Source organism: Vibrio sp. Sgm 5 (assembly GCF_026241575.1).
GTDB classification, from domain to species: Bacteria; Pseudomonadota; Gammaproteobacteria; order Enterobacterales; family Vibrionaceae; genus Vibrio; species Vibrio jasicida.
The window spans coordinates 32,841-47,059 of record NZ_JAPHPY010000006.1 but is presented as its reverse complement, the minus strand read 5'-3'; the positions used below and the strand labels follow the sequence as shown (position 1 = coordinate 47,059).

The 14,219-nt window shown below is 46.4% G+C and carries 14 protein-coding genes and 1 pseudogene; 1 reads left to right on the top strand and 14 read right to left on the bottom strand.

What is annotated here, in order from left to right; translation table 11 throughout:
* Positions 1-91: 91 nt before the first annotated feature.
* From OQJ86_RS05025 to OQJ86_RS04960, 14 genes and pseudogenes are all read right to left on the bottom strand, one after another.
* Positions 92-784: an ABC transporter ATP-binding protein gene (locus OQJ86_RS05025; protein ID WP_181137897.1), complete on the bottom strand. Its 693-nt coding sequence runs from the start codon at positions 782-784 to the stop codon at positions 92-94.
* Between the two features lie 22 nt (positions 785-806).
* A complete protein-coding gene (locus OQJ86_RS05020; RefSeq protein WP_265986876.1) occupies positions 807-2,090 on the bottom strand; it encodes an ABC transporter permease in 1,284 nt (427 codons plus the stop codon).
* Between the two features lie 2 nt (positions 2,091-2,092).
* A complete protein-coding gene (locus tag OQJ86_RS05015) occupies positions 2,093-3,322 on the bottom strand; it encodes an ABC transporter permease (RefSeq protein WP_265986874.1) in 1,230 nt (409 codons plus the stop codon).
* Entirely contained in the window at positions 3,319-4,590 is a 1,272-nt protein-coding gene (locus OQJ86_RS05010) for a TolC family protein (protein WP_038870603.1), read from the bottom strand. Before OQJ86_RS05010 ends, OQJ86_RS05015 begins: the two co-directional genes overlap by 4 nt.
* Positions 4,583-5,719, bottom strand: coding sequence for an efflux RND transporter periplasmic adaptor subunit (locus tag OQJ86_RS05005; RefSeq protein ID WP_038870601.1), 1,137 nt, complete (start codon positions 5,717-5,719; stop codon positions 4,583-4,585). The genes OQJ86_RS05010 and OQJ86_RS05005 overlap by 8 nt, the downstream gene beginning before the upstream one ends.
* 195 nt (positions 5,720-5,914) lie before the next feature.
* On the bottom strand, positions 5,915-6,763 hold the full coding sequence (locus tag OQJ86_RS05000) for an MBL fold metallo-hydrolase (protein ID WP_265986869.1): 849 nt from the start codon (positions 6,761-6,763) through the stop codon (positions 5,915-5,917).
* A gap of 259 nt (positions 6,764-7,022) precedes the next feature.
* Positions 7,023-7,415, bottom strand: coding sequence for a hypothetical protein (locus OQJ86_RS04995; RefSeq protein ID WP_265986867.1), 393 nt, complete (start codon positions 7,413-7,415; stop codon positions 7,023-7,025).
* 17 nt (positions 7,416-7,432) lie between these two features.
* Positions 7,433-7,962, bottom strand: a pseudogene (locus OQJ86_RS04990) (GNAT family N-acetyltransferase).
* 46 nt (positions 7,963-8,008) lie between these two features.
* Positions 8,009-8,779: a phospholipase A gene (locus tag OQJ86_RS04985; protein ID WP_265986866.1), complete on the bottom strand. Its 771-nt coding sequence runs from the start codon at positions 8,777-8,779 to the stop codon at positions 8,009-8,011.
* Between the two features lie 67 nt (positions 8,780-8,846).
* Positions 8,847-9,281 (bottom strand): GNAT family N-acetyltransferase, encoded by a 435-nt coding sequence (locus OQJ86_RS04980; protein WP_265986865.1) that lies wholly within the window; start codon positions 9,279-9,281, stop codon positions 8,847-8,849.
* Positions 9,282-9,302: 21 nt separating this feature from the next.
* Entirely contained in the window at positions 9,303-9,932 is a 630-nt protein-coding gene (locus OQJ86_RS04975; RefSeq protein WP_265986864.1) for a class I SAM-dependent DNA methyltransferase, read from the bottom strand.
* A gap of 105 nt (positions 9,933-10,037) precedes the next feature.
* Positions 10,038-10,550, bottom strand: a complete 513-nt coding sequence (locus OQJ86_RS04970) for a protein disulfide oxidoreductase (protein ID WP_265986863.1) — start codon at positions 10,548-10,550, stop codon at positions 10,038-10,040.
* Complete coding sequence (locus OQJ86_RS04965) at positions 10,547-12,658, bottom strand: protein-disulfide reductase DsbD family protein (protein WP_265986861.1); 2,112 nt, start codon at positions 12,656-12,658, stop codon at positions 10,547-10,549. The genes OQJ86_RS04970 and OQJ86_RS04965 overlap by 4 nt, the downstream gene beginning before the upstream one ends.
* Positions 12,659-12,725: 67 nt before the next feature.
* Positions 12,726-13,124 carry a hypothetical protein gene (locus OQJ86_RS04960; protein WP_265986860.1) on the bottom strand — a complete coding sequence of 133 codons (399 nt, stop codon included), beginning with the start codon at positions 13,122-13,124 and terminating at the stop codon, positions 12,726-12,728.
* 139 nt (positions 13,125-13,263) lie between these two features.
* On the opposite strand from OQJ86_RS04960, the gene OQJ86_RS04955 reads away from it, so the two are divergent.
* Complete coding sequence (locus OQJ86_RS04955; RefSeq protein WP_038870579.1) at positions 13,264-14,169, top strand: LysR family transcriptional regulator; 906 nt, start codon at positions 13,264-13,266, stop codon at positions 14,167-14,169.
* Positions 14,170-14,219: the final 50 nt, after the last annotated feature.

The following is a 14,219-nucleotide window of genomic DNA, read 5'->3' as shown; positions in this document are numbered from 1 at the left end:
TTAAATAGAGGGCAATGATGATTTCCGCAACCATCATTGCCCTCTAAGCGTTATTTCCCTATGCGCTGAGTCTTAGCAAACATAAAGAAGGTTACTCAGGCACTCTATCCGAGATCACCTTGCCATCTTTGATGGTGATGATGCGCTTGGTGCGCTCAGCTAGGGCGTTATCGTGCGTCACGATGATCAAGGTTCTGCCTTCAGCGTGGAGTTGATTGAACAAGGCTTCAATCTCTGCGCCAGATTTCGAATCCAATGCCCCTGTTGGTTCATCCGCTAAGATGATTTGCGGATCGTTGACTAGGGCTCTTGCAATCGCCACTCTCTGCTTTTGACCGCCAGAAAGCTGATTTGGTTTGTGGTCGAGACGATCCCCTAACCCGACTTGATCTAGCAATTTAGCGGCACGCTGGCGACGTTCTTTGGCTTTGATGCCAGAGTAAACCAACGGCAGAGCCACGTTATCCAACGCTGTGGCGTATTCCAGCAAGTTAAAGCTTTGGAAGACAAAACCTATCTTTTGGTTACGAATACCGGCTAGCTCGTTCGGGCTTAAACTTGCGACGTTTTGACCACCCAATTGGTATTGGCCATCGGTTGGTTTATCTAAACAGCCAAGCATGTTCATCAAAGTCGATTTACCCGAACCAGATGGGCCAAGAATCGACAGAAACTCCCCTTGGTTTATGGTTAAGTCGACGCCATCTAGAGCGCGCACTTCGGCCTCTCCGCTTGCGTAGTATTTGCAAATGTTAGTCAGCTCAACCAATGGGGCGTTTGACATTTTCTCTCCAGAATTCTTTTTATTATTCACTTTGCAGCGCCTCCAACGGGCTCACTTTTGCTGCTCGGTTAGCAGGTAACCAAGCAGATGCAACGCCAATAAACACCAAGGTGCTAATCACAATTGCAACGACTATCCAAGAGAGCTCAGGAACGGGTCTGCCAAGGCGTTCATAAAACATGTTGCCTTCTAAATTAATCGCACTAGTTGCGCTAACAAGCGCGTAAGTCACGCCTAATCCCAATGCGCCACCTAACATCATGGTCATCAGCGATTGCACCAAATAGTGCAGACGAATCGCGGTTGGCGTAGCACCAACGGCCATGCGCACGCCGATGTCTCTGGTTGAACGCTTCACGGTTGCGTACATCACATTCGCAATCCCGACGCCCGCCACGGCAAGCGTGACAAAGCCAATGATGCCAAGAAAACTTTGTAGACCAACTAAGAACTGTTGCATGCTTTTCTGTTTAAGGAACATGTCTTCCACTTGGACGACTTGCTCGTCACTCACACTGGCACCATGTTTACGAGCAATCACCTGACGAATGGTCTCTGCGAGTTTTTCACGATCTGCATTAGCATTCGGCTCTACGTTGATACCGCCAATATCACCATTAGTATGAAAGCGTTGCCACGTGGCTAACGGCACAAAACTGGCGTAGTTAATTTGATCACCCTGTTCGATTTCAGCACTGTTTTTCTTCAACACGCCAATTACAGTAAACTCTTCACTGCCAATCTTGACCTTTTTACCCACTGGATCGGCTTGTAACGTCACAGGAGCAAACCAGCTGAAGTCTTCATTAGGATTAAACAGATCCGCGGCAAGTGAATAACCCAATACAACCACCTTACGCATCTGCTTTTGGTCGAGCGGATTGAGCCAACGACCGCCATCCATTGGGATCAGATTGGTCATGGACGCAAAATCCGTCGTGACCGCTAAGGGTTCTTGCCATGAACCTCTATCGTCCACGGTGATACGCTCATCCCATACTGCGGTTGGCGCAACGCTTTTCACCTCTGGTAGGGCTTTAACGACATCGGTATCGTCGGCTTTTAAGGTTAGAAACTTACCTTGGTGGAACACACCATAATCGACAGTCGCCATACCTCCGGTTAAGTAAATCAGATTACCGTTGCCATTTTGCGCGGTTCTCAATACGCCCTGACGAATGCCCTCGCCCACGGCAAGCATTGCAGCGATACACAAGGTCGCCCATGCCACAGCAAGAATGGTTAAACCCAAACGCAGCTTTTCTGCTGCCATTTCTTGAAAGATTTGTCTCATCGGTAGCAACATGATTACGCCCTCGCACTTAATGCAATTACGGGGGTGAGACGCGATGCTCGCCTCGCCGGAAAGTAAGACGCCAGCAATGCCAGAACCAACGTAACTAACAGTGACCAAGCGATAGAGTCTGGCGTGATAACCGGAAAACCTAACCACTCCGGTAAGGTAATGGAGCCAAGCAATGCGACCACTAAATAAGCAACCATTAAACCGAGAGCTGTACCGACCGCCACCAAAATGAGTCCTTCAAGGATGAACTGGTTGAGTATGGATTTTTGCGTTGCACCAATCGCCAAGCGCACGCCGATTTCTCGCGTTCGTTCTGTCACAGAGAGGAACATAATATTCGCGACACCAAGAGCGCCAACGGCCATGGTCATCGCACCGCTTGCCCCAAGGAAGATTTGAATGCCACGAAAAATACCCGTGATCACCGCTGCGCCCTCGCTGAAGTCTGGCAAGTTAATCGCTTCTTTGTCGGTCGGGTCGAAGTGCAATTGCTTGGCATAGAAGTTAACAATGGCTTGTCGGAATGCGTTGCCATCCAAACCGTCGACAGGCTTGAGTAGCAGCATCCACGGTTTGGCATCCCACAAATCAAGGTAGGTAGTTTGAGGGATGAAGACTTTACGGCTATCACCAAATGAAATGCCCGCATCTTCGTCTTTCATAATGCCGATCACCAAAAAGGGCACGCCGTTAACTTTGGCCATTTGACCAATACTGATTTCACCCATTTTGGCAATTTGGTCGCCCAAAATCGCTACGCGAGTGTGATTGGCAATATCACTGGGTGACAGATTACGCGAACCTGACTCCAACTTGCGTTGAATCAATGAGAAATAGTACGGGTCTATGCCGCTAACAAAACTCGTGAGTTTTTGGCCTTTTTCATTGGTGATGTTTGCATCCCACTTGGCATAAACACTGGATGCAGATTTTACAAAGCCAGATTGTTTGATTATATCGACTTTATCCTGCGGGATCTGAATCTGACGTCGTAAAGGTAATCCGTGCCAAGGTTTGCTGGTGCTCGATGGAAACGCAACTTGCACATTATTGACCATAAACGACAACTGCTGAGTTTGATGGCGATAAAAGCCCTCTCCCAGCGCAATCAAAACCACCACAGATATTACGCCCCACGCAATGGCAATGATGGCGAGCATGCTTTTCATGCGATGTGCCATCAGCGTTTGCCATGTTTGCTGCAATAAGGTTTGCTGCAATAAACTGGTCATGAATTAAACGCTCGAGAGATCAGAGCCATGGTGTCGTCATCTAACTTACCTGCAGTTTGCAACAAGCCGATACGCTGACGCCAATAGTTGTACAAGTTGGTTTGTAGGCTGTTTTTCGCCTCAAACAAGCTGTTGTGTGCACTAATCACTTCTGATACTTCGAGCAAACCCGCATCATAAAGCTTCTCTTTGCTGCGCAGTACTTTCTCACGAGAAGTAACCAATTCGTCCGCCATCAAAACTTGGTTCCAGTTGATGTCGACTTGAGTGAACTGCTGGATCACGCGCTTTTGAATATCGATTTCCACTCGACGTAGATCTTGCTTTGCACTTAGGGTATTGAGTGACGCCTCATCGACTCTGGCTCGTGTTGCGCCGTTCAAATCAATGGGCACACTCAGTGTAATGCCTGCATTGAACTCGCCGTCTTTACGTCGGTCATCATCGTTGTAGCCAACGTTCCCTTTTAACGTCGGGTAATACCCACCTTGTGCAGAATCTTTGGCAAACTCGCTGGCTTTCACGTTTTGCGCGGCCACTAAAAGTTCTGGACTACTGTCCTTCGCGAGCTTTAACCATTGCTCTTGAGAGTCAACCAGCAAGGGCGGTTGAACAAGCGAATCAGTACGAATTTGATCGACGTTTTGCGGGATTTGATTGATCAACGCAGCCAGTTCAGCTCGCTTCACTTCTAAGTCAGAACGCGCATTCAAGATACCGGCTCTGTCCGCAACTTGTGTTGCTCGAATCTCTTCGACATCCACCGATTTCACTTTACCCGCGAGGTAACGCTTCTCGATGATCTTCAGCAGTTTGTTGCCTTCTTCCAACTTGGATTGCGCCAGTTGCAAATCACCTTGTGCACTCGCAACATCCAAATACGATGAAAGCAATCTTTGTGCTAATTCATTATGTGATTGAGCCAGTTCAAGCTGAGCTTTGATGTAGTTGGCATTCGCTTGGTCTAGATCCGACCACAAGCTGCTGTCCCAAATGGTTTGAGAAAGCGATGCCCCATAACTATTGGTATTGTCGGCAGATTCGCTCCAATTCGCTGATGCTGTCGCACTCAAACCGGGTAAGAGTGAACTACGGCTTGCATCGACACCCACTTCACCAAGTTGAACACCAATTTTGGCTTTCTCGTAATTTGGATCACTTTGCTTTGCCTGTTGCCACGCTTGTTCAATCGAAATTGCATAGCTTGGTAAGCTGAGTGTTGCCGCTAAGATCGCAACACCAATTTTAGATAAGTGCAGCTTAGCCATGTGCGGCTCCCATCATCATGCTGTTATCGATGATCTCTTCATCTAGCTCAACACCATCTAACACTTCTACATTGATGCCGTCCGACAAGCCTAGCTTCACTTCCTGTTTGTGGAAGCCTTGCTCTGAACTATCAGGGATCAATACGTTTGGCGTATCGCCATCAAATTGCAGCGCTCGTTCTGGCAAGGTTAATACGTTCTCAGATTTCTTCAGTGTGATTTGTGCCGTTGATGAAAAGCCCGAACGCAGCAATACTTCTTTCGGGATCTTCAGCTCACCCACTTCGACCTCAAATCCGTTATCGAAGCTTTTTGCAGAGGCATTGCCTTCAGGCGAATTTAGGTTTTCTGATTGAATCGCCACTTTGGTTAGCACACCAGAGATTTCCACATCCGGATACGGCGCCACGGTTAGTAGAACTGGCATACCCGGAGAAAGCTGCGCGGCATCATGCTCGCTCACGCTACCTTTGAAGATCAAACTGTTCATGTCCGCCAGAGACATCATTTCTGTCGCGGCCTGGCTAGATTCAGTTGATATGATTGGCTCACCGACTTCGACTTTACGGTTTAATACTGTGCCATCAATTGGTGCATAAATGGTTGAGGTTAAACGAGCGTCACCAATAGAAGCTTCACCGCTGCGAATTAATTCGAGGTTCTGGCGTTTTTGCAGTACGTTCGCTTGAGCCGATTTCACGGTTGAACGCGCACTAACGTATTCATCGTAATTCTTTGGAATGATGTCTTGCTTCACCAAGCTTTCTAGGTTGGCGAGCTTTTGTTTGGCTGATTCGAGGTCCGCTTCACTGCGCATTAAGTCTGTTGAAGCATCAGTAAGCGCTTGAGGCGTCGGGTTCGGACGAACCTTAATCAATGGTTGGCCTTGCTTGACCTTTTCACCGACCTGAACGTACATCTCGCCCACGATACCATCGATTTGTGACTTAATAGATACTGAGTGTGCAGGGACAATATTGCCGACTGCCACCGCTTGTTTCTCAATGGTTCCCTTTTCCACTGCCAACGTCGGAAACGCCTCTGGTTGAGCCGAAGATTGCAGATAGAAATACGCACCGCCGCCAAGTAATGCAACGCTCACAGCAGCGACAAGCCAAGTTTTTGCCATTATTGATTCCAATTATTGTTTTGTAGTCTTGTGACCATCTGGTGAACATAAAGTTCTAAGGATACCGTGGTTTGAAACCGCTAAAACTGTCATATTTGGTAAGGTTTTGTCAGGGTGCTTTGACAATAGGCAAGATGAATAGCTGAGATTGGAATTTGGCTCGCTCACAATCATAAACGTTAACAGGGGCGATGATTAAACCCCAACACAACGACCCGTTGGCAAATGCTCCAGACGATCACCAAGCACTTCTTTCAGTAAATGATACGCCTTCATGCCCGTGCAATGGCCCGTGTAAAACTTCTCAACAGGGTATCTAGATAGCGCTACCCCTAATGCTTTGATGTCGTCTTTAGTGCCGCCAATGCTATTAAATACGGGTAAGCCGACAAGATGAAAACCACCCACTACCGCTTTGATCCTGTCGTTCGGAAACAGCTCAACGGCCGTTTGAATCATGTTCAATACTCCGCTGTGCGCACATCCCGTGAACACAACCAAGCCATCTTCTTCCTTGATCACCAAAAGTAACTCGTGTTCAAAAGCATCTTGCTCATAACCGCCGTCTTTCGATTGGGTATAGAGGTACTGATTTCCTTTGGGTTGTGGGTACTTGTCGCTGATCTTGGTAATCACATGAACATTTGGAGCAACTTGCGTCGTTTCGCTGACCTGCACTATGCGGTCATTTGTTGTGTCTAACAAAGCTTTGTCCATACCAACATCACTCTTGAAACCAAAAGCTCGAAAGTAGTAATCCTGATCTCCACACGACTTTAAGTAGACTTTGGCTACATCGTTTTGCTCTAGAAAATGAGATGTGCCGTTGCAATGGTCATGATGCCGGTGAGAAATAACGGCGAGGTCCACTTCTTGAATATCAATATTTAGTAAAGGCGCGTTGTCGCAAAACGTTCGCCCACTGCCCATATCAAACAACAGTTTGGTTCCTTCAGTGTCGATATGCAGCGATAAACCGCGCTCGACACAGAGATCGGTTCTGTGCTCAAGACGAGAATTATCAACGAGAGTGGTAACGATCATGGTGTCTCCTAATGACGTTGAACCGCTTTAGTGGATGAGACAATAACGAGGTTTGATGCTTGTAGAAAAAAGTAATGGTAATTGTGTGATTAGACAGAGGTTTACAGTATCCGTTTCTATCATGCTTGATTTTTCCACTTCATCAGTCAAAGGCCCTTATGCAGAACCATTGATGTGGGGTCACCCAGACGAGCAGGTTCAATAACGCCTAAATAACAAAAGCCCAAAACACGAGTTTTGGGCTTAGATGAATAAGATTCTACTGGTCACATTGTGCAAAGGTTCTTTGCTGGTCAGATAGGTTTTTAGCGGCTTCTTTCGCTAACAAAATTTGTTCTTTGGTGGCTTTGAATTCAGAGCCTGTTCCCGGCCAGTAGTACCCTTGCTCATCATGACAGAGAGTGATGATTATTGGATCAATTCCAATTTTAGGGGGATCTCCAACCTCTGTGTACATATCGAAAGTGATGTTGGAAGTAATACGGCCTCGAATTCCATCCAGTACCTTAGCTTGAACCTTATAGTAGTTATCTCCACCGTCTTGCTCCGGTCCCTCAAAACCAGTTAGTACCACAACAGCCGAGTATGGAGTCTCTTCAACAGCAGTTTGAAGCCTCTCATTTGCTACTGCTTCAGATCCAATGAGAGTCATTAAGCATATTAGCCATTTCATGCTTTCAACTCTTTTAGCTGCATATCCAAACAATCCTGAAGTTCGTCGCTAAGGACAGGAAACACCGCATACTCTTTCAACACACCTTGTTTCTTAAATCCACATTTTTCGAGCACGCGAATACTGGCTTGATGGTCGATATGAGGCGCTGTATGAATCTGCTCGACTCCGATACTTTTCAGATACTCAATCCCGAGCTTACACGCCTGAGTCGCATACCCTTTACCTTGATAATTTCTAGAGATCCCAAAGTGAATTTCGCTATGACTGTTTTCAGGGATTAAGACTAAGCAACCAATGGGAACTTGAGTTGCGCTTTCTTCAATTGCGAGTACCAAGAAATTAGGGTGAGCCAACTCGTACTGAGATCGCCATCGATCGCTTGTAACGTTTCGTTTGAGCTTTGGTGTACTTGTCGATTGAGATACAAACACGCTTGTTCATCACCAAGATAATTTTCAAACAAAGGAGCGGCATCTGTTTCTTCAAGGTACCTAATTGCCACATCTTGCGCTTCAACCCTCATTCACTTCCCTCTCGAACAAGTTTCTTTGGGTGTTAAAGGTTGGCCACTAAAAGTCGAACGCAAATCCAGCTCCATACGCACTTTCGTCGAAGTTGTAATTAGAGATTGTTAGGCCGTAACCTGTTTCTGCTTTCATGTAACCTCTTAGCCCTTGATAAACGGGGAAGTTCCAAGATGCGCGATAGAAACCCTTTTCCCAATCTTTTGTAAACACGTTGGATACCGTGAACTTTAGTTTGTGATCATTTTCAGAAATCCAAGCTGCTTCTAGCTCGCCATAACCAAGAAAATCAACGATATCCGGGTTGTAATGGTTACTACCAACATCAAGCCACGTCTTAAAACGGACAAAGCCAGAGTCAAAGCGCCACTTGTTATCTAGGTATACGCGATTCCAACTGACTTCATCATTTCCACCCGCACCATTGGATTGATGCTCAAAACCAAGCGAAATGCGCCAAGGGTTTAAGTTCCAACGATAGAAGACGGCAGGATTATATTGGTCATCCCTAAAGTAAGCAGAATCATCGTATGCCTCCCAGTTAGAACGCTGGGTGTAAGAGACAAAAAGCCCATCATCACCAAAAACCAGTAACTTGTATTTCATGCTGATTTGGAACTGAACCATGACATCTTTCGCATCATGACCGTTAGGATTAAGCGGAGCGAAGCGCTCTTGATTTACCTTTGATTCCGTATAGAAAGGCAATAAATAGTTGTCTTCGTGAGCAGAGAAACGTCTCTCCTCTGCATAGACCTCTGTTACAAATATCGATGTAAAATCAGCAAGTACGCATACTTCTTTACGGTTAAGCATCATCGTCCTTTTTATCTGTAAATCCATGAATTCAATATAGAAGGTAATTGGCAACTTATCTGTTGAATCAACCTATCTTCTCTTGATAAACATCAGGTTGCCATATCTGCATAAAGTTCTCGACAGGCTCAATAGGCTTAAAGCCGCACTGTTCATAAAGGCCGTGTGCATCGCGCGTCGCAAGAATCATTCTACGTAGACCTTGAAGATCTGGGTAGGACACAATTTCAGAAACTAACCACTTACTAATGCCACTGCCGCGGTAATCAGGGAGTACGAAAACATCGGCGAGATAAGCGAAGGTGGCTTTGTCAGTAATAAGGCGAGCAAACGCGATTTGCTGATTCGACTCGGTAAACACACCAAAGCAAAAGGAGTTTCGTATCGCTTTATCTAGCGTGTCCCTTGGCACTCCTTTCGCCCAATAGCTCTGTGAAATGAACTGATGGATGCAATCCAAATCCATCTCTTCGAAGGCTGTGCTAATACGATATCCTTGCATGTTGCTCTCCGTGACAGTTAATTAACTTGGCTTTTTTAGCTCCAAGAGCAGGTAACGACATACATAGCCAGCACCTGATGTGTAACCAACGAGGTTTTCTAGTGATACGACTTCAAGCCCTGCGTTTTGGCTGAATTCACGGACTTCACTCTCGGTGTAAGCGGTATGTACAACCGCGCCACTGTAGGTATTTCTTGGCAGGTCTTTTCCATCTGGGTCGTGACATTGGAAACTGATAAAACAGCGCCCGTCAGCATTGAGCTTGTTAGCAATGCATTGAAGTAACGACTGGGGTTTGGCAAGAAACTCCGTGAAACCAAGCGCGGTTATGATGTCGAAGGTTTGATTGAAAATTGGAGAGAAAGGTTGGTCGAGGTTATGAACACTGACGCTTTGATAGAGGTTTGTTTCGCGTGCTTTATCGACCATTTTGGATGAGATATCCAAGCCATGCAGAGTAACTTCTGGGTAATGAGTTTTGATAACTTCCCCGATGCTGCCTGTGGCACAAGCCAAATCAAGAGCAGAAGCTTGTTGGAGATTAAGCGTTTTTAGCTTCCCATCTATCCAACGCGGACCAACATATTGGCTGTCTTCGATTAATTTCTGATACCGCTCAGATACTTCATCATACATTGTGGCAACGTCCATGATTCCTCCTTGATCGTTGAACGCTGCAAATGTAGCACGCCATACTAACCTACACACTTATGTCATTGTAAAAGCGTGAAAAAGGTCGACGTGCTACACATTAGTTTATGCCATCCAGACCCTTGCCAGAATGCCAATTGGCGTTGTGACTCCTGTGGTGATTGAGCTCACCTCTCCATCTTTTAATACATAGATAGTGGGCGTCACACTGATGCTCCATTCTTGCATAATGCTACTTTTCGGATCGTTGATGTTGTTGAACTGGTAACCTTTCGCCTGCATGAATTGGTCTACCCGTTCTTGCGGACCTGACGCACCTGACACAGTGACGACTTCATAGTAATCACTCAGCCAACTCACGCTTGGGCTAACAAACTTACATGCCGGACACCAGGTTGCCCAAAAGTAGACCACAACGGGCTCTTCATGACTTTTGGCGATCACGTCCATATATTCACCATCAGCCATGACTACGCTTAGCGGCGGCGCTTGCTCTTTAGGAATGTCTTTGGTGCGATACCAATCCATGGCGACCGAAATCACGGTCACCATAAGCACCATTTGCAACGCTTGACTAAGCCAGTATTTCAGCGATTTGCGCTTTTTTACTGTGTTCACTTAATCGTGCCTCCACTTGCTTGTTCGATTGCTTTCACCACAACATCGTCAGTCAGTATCACAGGCAAAGGAATACCCTCTGGCGCTGCTGGTCCATATACGATGTTAAATGGCACACCAAAGCGACCGTGTGCACGTAGGAAGTCGGTCACTGAGCCGTTCGGATGTGTCCAATCGCCTTTCAGTGTCGCCACGTTCGGACTTTGCAACAGTGAATAAACCGGATCTTGCCAGATCACACCAATCTTGTTGGCTTTACAGGTCACACACCAATCTGCCGTCACATCGACAAATACCACACGACCATTTTTCACGTGCTCAGTGATGGCTTCGTTAGAGAGTTTTTCCCAAGCCAAATCTTCTGGCAATGGCGTAGCCCAATGATTTGCAGTCACACTGCCTAACACCAAACCACCAGCGATCAGAATCAAAGAGGCGCTTCCTGAGATAGCTAAGGCTTTGTTGCCATAAATATGCTTCACACGTGCCATGATCGCGATAAACGCTACCAAGCCAATCAAGATAACCCAGAAGATTGGTAAGTGGTTTGCCATCAATGACAACAACCAAACGCTAGTTGCCAGCATCATGATGCCAAAGACGATTTTTACGACATTCATCCACTGACCCGGTTTTGGCAGTTTTAAGGCAATACCTAGGAAGATCGCCACTAAAATCCATGGCAGCGCCATACCAATCGCAAGTGCGGTAAAGACTGCGAATAACGTGATGACATCAGCACCCAATGCGAAAGCCACCGCTGTGCCAAGGAAAGGTGCAGAGCAAGGCGTAGCTAGTAGTGTCGCAAACATGCCTTGAACGTAATGCCCCACTAACGAGTTATCGCCTTTTGACGCCAACCAAGTATTGGTACCTGAAGAAAGACGAATCTCAAACAAGCCCAACATATTGGCACCAAACAGTGCAGTAACTAAAACCATCACACCAAGGAACCAATGGCTTTGGAATTGAACGCCCCAGCCGATAGCGCTGCCTGTAAGCTTAAGCACCAAGATAAAGCCAGCTAAGATCCAGAACGAAGTCAAAATACCTAATGAAGACGCGATGAATTGTGTCCGAATTTGGCGGCGTTCTACCCCCTGCGCGGCAACAATACTACTTAGCTTCATGCCTAGAACCGGTAACACACAAGGCATGATGTTGAGAATCAAGCCACCGAGCAACGCAAATAGGAAGATGCTCACCAGTGATGTACTTGGCAACGTCTCTGTGATCAATCCTGTTTTAACAGGTGCCACTTCTTCTGCTAGCAAGTTGCTATCTTTAATTGAAACGAAAACCGATTGGTTATCCAGTTCCACATCACCTAGCCACGTGTTTACTTTGTAGTTTGCTATCAGGGTATTGCCTTCTTGGTGCAGCCCAAGCAGTTTGAAACTGTAATCGCTGGTGTTTTCATCAACACCATCAACCAGCACCTCTGGTTTTTGCCAACCTTGTGAATTGGTCAGTTTGATTTGTAGTTTAGATTGGTTTGCATCCCAGTTTGCTTCTGTCACGTCAATAAATGGCGAAGCTTGAGGCACACTGCTCACCGCTTGCGCATAGCTGAACATCACACCTTCATCGACTTGTAAGTCAGAAGGCATGAAGGACAATTGAATATGGTAATCCGTCAGGACACAAATCGTTGTGCACGAAGAAAGCGTCAATGTCGCATCAATCGTCACAGGTTTAGTCATATCTTCAACGTGCAAGGTCATCGGGAAAAGCGTGTCGCCTTTGTAACCCAGCGTTTCAATACCAAGCAGTTCATATTTCTGCGGATATGGCCACTGCCAATCCACCTTAGTTAGGTTTTGTGATTTTTCCCAATCAATGGATGGCGCAACACCGCCCTCGCCCGGCGAACGCCAGTAGGTTTTCCAGTCGCCGCTCAATTTGACATCGAGATATCCCGTCAGCGTTTTTGCTTTAGGATCGTGTTGGCCAGTAAGGACAAAGCGCGTTTGCACAGGTGGATGCTGCGGGTTGGTCAGCCATCCCGTGTCTGTCGTTTGTGCTTGGGCAATTAGCGAGAATAAGCTCAGTGCCAGCGTCATGATAAGCATCAACGCGGCTTGAGTCGTTTTTTTCATGTGGTTCATAGTTATTCCTAGTTAAAAACAAGTGTAGAGAAAAACTGACGATACGAAACTCGTCAGAAATCACTTGTCATTCGCGGAATACACACAGGGTGAGATGGACTCGATACTTTTGGACTATCGGTTCGGTCCATTGTCTTTTGCTAGCGAACGCACAACAGCGCCACACGACAAGCGCGAAAATGCCAACAAATAATACAACGACCAAGGTTTCCAGTTGTTGCTGAGCAAATTGAATCAGCTTTTCAGACAATTCACATTTACTCGTGTCATGCCCTTTTTCTGCTTTTACGGTTTTAACTTCATCGCCAATGAGCACAGAGGCAGAGCTAGAGTCATATTGCATAGCACAACTGAACATCAAGCCAGAATTTTTCATCAAGCACACAACAATCACCCAGCCGATTAGTGCTAGGAACCATTTGCCCTGTTGTCGGGACGCGGCAGATTGTAGAGTGGATGATTGCATTCTAACTTCGATAAATGTGGAAACGCGGGAAATCATACGCAAGTTAATATAAACCTCAAGTAGTATGATTTTTTGAACAGCGCGTTTTCGTAACTAACTGTGATAGTCTTATGACTACCGTTTCTGTAAATAATTCAACATGCTCAATAAAGTTAATCTTGCTGATATTCGCTCCTTCGTTTTGATCGCTCAACTGGGTAACTTCACCAAAGCGGCAGAAGCGCTTTCCGTCTCTCGGTCTCATGTGTCTCGCCAAATCAGTGGACTTGAAGCACAAATGGGTGTGACCTTACTGACTCGCACCACGAGAACATTACGCCTCACTCACGCTGGCGAGCATTTCTATCAAGAGTGCGAAAAAGCGCTGCACGACATCGACCAAGCGTTAATCGCTGCTGTTGACGATACTCAAGAAGTGCGCGGCTTGATTCGCGTAAACTGCGTGGGTGGTTATATCGGTGAGGACATCATTGCCAAATACGTCAATGAGTTCATGTTGGAATATCCGAACATCACCGTAGATTTGGATTTCTCTTCACCACGTATTGATTTGATTGAAGACCAATTCGATGTCGCGATTCGCATGGGCGAGTTGGAAGACGCAGGATTCGTCGCACGCAAATTGATGATGATCGATATGGTTACGCTTGCAAGTCCGAACTATCTCAAAACGTACGGCGAACCTGTCACGCCAAAAGAACTGGCGAAGCATCGTACTCTGACAGGCTCAGTCACTCGCTGGAGTTACCGTAACGTGGCTAACCCACAAGAGCACAGCGATGTCATCGTGAAAGGTAATCTACGCTGTAAAAACGGACGTGCACTGGTAATGGGCGCGCTATTCGATAACGGCATCATCCGTGTACCTCTCAGTTATTGTGATGACGAGGTCGAACAAGGCAAACTGGTTAAAGTAATGCCAGAATGGGAAATTCCGTCGGTGCCGCTATCAGCGATTTACCACCGTGATCGCTACCAACCTAAGCGCCTGCGCACCTTCATCGATTTCGTCAAAACCAAATTTTCACAAGACTTTGATGTTTAAGTTTGGCGCATAAAAAAGTGCGTAAGAACCGAAGCTCTTACGCACATTTT

Excerpts from the sequence above, each read along its gene's own strand:
- OQJ86_RS05015 (WP_265986874.1), bottom strand. The coding sequence starts at position 3,322 with ATGACCAGTTTATTGCAGCAAACCTTATTGCAGCAAACATGGCAAACG.
- OQJ86_RS05025 (WP_181137897.1), bottom strand. The coding sequence starts at position 784 with ATGTCAAACGCCCCATTGGTTGAGCTGACTAACATTTGCAAATACTAC.
- OQJ86_RS04980 (WP_265986865.1), bottom strand. The coding sequence starts at position 9,281 with ATGCAAGGATATCGTATTAGCACAGCCTTCGAAGAGATGGATTTGGAT.
- OQJ86_RS04955 (WP_038870579.1), top strand. The coding sequence starts at position 13,264 with ATGCTCAATAAAGTTAATCTTGCTGATATTCGCTCCTTCGTTTTGATC.
- OQJ86_RS05010 (WP_038870603.1), bottom strand. The coding sequence starts at position 4,590 with ATGGCTAAGCTGCACTTATCTAAAATTGGTGTTGCGATCTTAGCGGCA.
- OQJ86_RS04960 (WP_265986860.1), bottom strand. The coding sequence starts at position 13,124 with ATGCAATCATCCACTCTACAATCTGCCGCGTCCCGACAACAGGGCAAA.
- OQJ86_RS04965 (WP_265986861.1), bottom strand. The coding sequence starts at position 12,658 with ATGAACCACATGAAAAAAACGACTCAAGCCGCGTTGATGCTTATCATG.
- OQJ86_RS04995 (WP_265986867.1), bottom strand. The coding sequence starts at position 7,415 with ATGACTCTCATTGGATCTGAAGCAGTAGCAAATGAGAGGCTTCAAACT.
- OQJ86_RS04985 (WP_265986866.1), bottom strand. The coding sequence starts at position 8,779 with ATGCTTAACCGTAAAGAAGTATGCGTACTTGCTGATTTTACATCGATA.
- OQJ86_RS05005 (WP_038870601.1), bottom strand. The coding sequence starts at position 5,719 with ATGGCAAAAACTTGGCTTGTCGCTGCTGTGAGCGTTGCATTACTTGGC.
- OQJ86_RS04975 (WP_265986864.1), bottom strand. The coding sequence starts at position 9,932 with ATGGACGTTGCCACAATGTATGATGAAGTATCTGAGCGGTATCAGAAA.
- OQJ86_RS05020 (WP_265986876.1), bottom strand. The coding sequence starts at position 2,090 with ATGTTGCTACCGATGAGACAAATCTTTCAAGAAATGGCAGCAGAAAAG.
- OQJ86_RS05000 (WP_265986869.1), bottom strand. The coding sequence starts at position 6,763 with ATGATCGTTACCACTCTCGTTGATAATTCTCGTCTTGAGCACAGAACC.